Source organism: Rhizobium sp. CNPSo 3670 (assembly GCF_057784555.1).
Genome location: NZ_JBXSOL010000079.1, coordinates 1 through 2637 on the forward strand (window position 1 = coordinate 1; position 2637 = coordinate 2637).

Annotated in this window: 1 protein-coding gene and 1 pseudogene; one reads left to right on the forward strand and one right to left on the reverse strand. The window is 58.2% G+C overall.

Going from position 1 to position 2637, the window contains the following annotated elements:
- Window positions 1–335: 335 nt before the first annotated feature.
- Window positions 336–1073, forward strand: coding sequence for a hypothetical protein (locus AC13QO_RS29795; RefSeq protein ID WP_488542753.1), 738 nt, complete (start codon window positions 336–338; stop codon window positions 1071–1073).
- Between the two features lie 6 nt (window positions 1074–1079).
- Here AC13QO_RS29795 and AC13QO_RS29800 read toward each other — a convergent pair.
- Window positions 1080–2500: pseudogene (locus AC13QO_RS29800) on the reverse strand (ISNCY family transposase).
- Between the last annotated feature and the right edge of the window lie 137 nt (window positions 2501–2637).

Sequence of the window (2637 nt, forward strand, 5' to 3'; positions counted from 1 at the left end):
CTACTCGCTTTCACGCTGGGGATGTGGTGGTCTCCTCTGTGCTCAGATGTTTGAAAACGTTCACCCAGAAGCGGAAGTCACCGGAGCGGCGGTCAGAGCGCGCGCCCAATTGTCAAAGCTGATTAGGAATGCGACTCTGCCAACCGATTAGAAACGCGACACTGGCTGCTCGGATCGGCCCCCGATCCGACCGGCTGGGCCGGGTTGAAAGGGCGGAGCGGGGGCGGGTGATGATGCTCCTCTTCGGCTTTAGCTTTCTCAGTAGCAATTGTTTCGTCGCCGGCTGATACTCGTGCGCACCTGCATAGGGGCGGGGTAGGGATCAAAGTCGCACGATGCTTCCGGAAATCAAACTGCAGGGTGACGTCAATGTCGCCGCGCTGTCACCACTTGTTCGCGGCATGCTTCTGTCCGTTGCCTATGCTGACGGTGAGGGTGGCATAGGATTGACGGCGACCGGCGCCATGAGCCGCAAGTTCGTGCATTGGGCCGCTGTGCACTTCCTTTGGCCAGGGTTCACAGCCGAAGATCTCTACAGCATGAACAAGGTGCTCAATGAAAGCGACATGCCACCGCTTTGGGTCGTGCGCGACATGACCCGCCATCTGAAGCTTCTACGCCGGAGAAAGGATGTGCTGCTGCCAACCAGACGCGGCCGCGAGTTTCTGGTGAACCCTAACGCCTTCTTCGATTTGGTCGCCACGGATTATCTCTATTCCTACATCCACGCCACCGAGCGGGAACAGGAGGTGCAAGCGCGGTTGCGCTGGTGGCGCATGTTCCTCAATCTTCTCAATATCAAGGCCAGAGAAGGTTGCACGCCAATGGAGGTTGTGAAAATCCTCTATCCAGATCTGGCGCCTCTTTCGGAAGCCGAAATGACCCTGGAAGCCTGGAAGCTGAAATCCGATCTAAAATACGGCGTCTTACGGCGCTTGTGCTGGCTCGGCTTGCTCTATGAAGTAAGAGAGGGGCTCACACTCTTCCAGGACGGATCCTTCCACAAGACACCGCTTTGGTCCGCATGCCTGCAGCTGGAATCGGATACGCAAAGCGACATCGGCGTGCACTGACGATCTTTATTCCGCCGCTGGTTGCCTCAATAACGCTTTCTCTCGCCGTGCAATCACCGCCGGATCGTTCATGTAATCTGTCCTCGGCTTGCGTCCCGCTTCTGATAGCCGTTGGCTGTGCTACCGTCCCGAATGCCAAACATATGATCCCTCTGCCCGGTGCGTCGGGGACCACTCTTGCTGCGTTGCTGTTCTCGGCCGGCTTGCAACTCGGCGACGATCGACAGCATGTCGTCCAGCCGCTTGTTGTCGACGACCTCCGCACGATGCACCGAGCGCAACGTATCGAAGGTCCTGTAGGGCAGGGAAAAGCTCTCGTGCATGATCTCGAGCCGTCCGTCCGGGTAGTCGCAGACGATCACTTTCTGGCCAGCCAGTGGCCTGGAAATCTCGGTCGGATTGAGAATGAACAACACCTTCTCGTAGCGTAGCGTCAGAGATTGCGACAGCGTGCGGACTTCCTTCCGGCACATGGCACCATCGAGGTTCTCGTGGTTGACCAGCGGTCGGTGCATGTCTTTCGGATTGCGTGGCGGCTTGCCGAAGCGCCCGTTGAAATCCGCCATGAACTCAGGCGCATAGGCAGTGGCAGCCTCGATCGTATCGATGCCGCGAAGCCGCATCTCCTTGACCAGCCGATCCTGCAATGTCTGGTTGGCACGTTCCACCCGACCCTTGGCCTGAGGGGTGTTGGCGCAGATGATATCGATGTTGAGCTCATAGAGCGCCCGGCCGAACTGCGTCAGACCGCTTGTCCTGTCCTTCTTCGACGGATGCGTCGATCGAAAGACACCATGTTTGTCGCTGTAGAAAGCCAGCGGCTTGCCCCATTGCTGCAGATAAGCCTTCGTCGCATGCAGATAGTCGAACGTGTTCTCCGATCCGGCAAAGCGAAGATGCAAGAGCTTGCCGCTGGCGTCATCGATATAGACAAGCAGGGCGCACTTGGGGCCGCGGCTCTCGAACCACCAGTGATGCGAGCCATCGATCTGCACCAGTTCGCCAAAGCAATCGCGCCGGCCGCGTGGTTGGAAAACCCGTTTCTTGCGCTCCCGGCGCGAGACCCAGATGCCAGCCTCGGTCATCCATTGCCGCAGCGTCTCCTTGGCGACAGAGATCCGGTGCAACTCGATCAGCTTCTCACGCGCCAGCGTCGGACCGAAATCCAGATAGCGCTCGCGGATCAGATCCAGCGCCGCATTGCGAAACTCCTCGCTGTGGCGCCGGTTGCTTGGGCGTGATCGCTTCTTTGAAACAAGCCCGGCCGGACCATCCCGGTCATAGGCCTGCAGCAGCCGATGGACCTGACTTCGACTAAGCGCGAGCTGTTCGGCGGCCTGAACGACGCTTAGGCGCTCGTCACGGATCTTCTGGATAAGCTCGAGGCGATGCAATTCTTTCTGCGACATGGTGATCAAAAAGGACATGACGACTCCGACCGCTCATGGTCTCGACCAGGTTGAAGGTCGTCATCCTTGCTCCCAACGTTGGCTTTGACCAGTGCGTCAAGAGGCGAGGCTGTCGCATCTCTAACTGGCCTAACTGTCGCTTTACTAAATAGCTC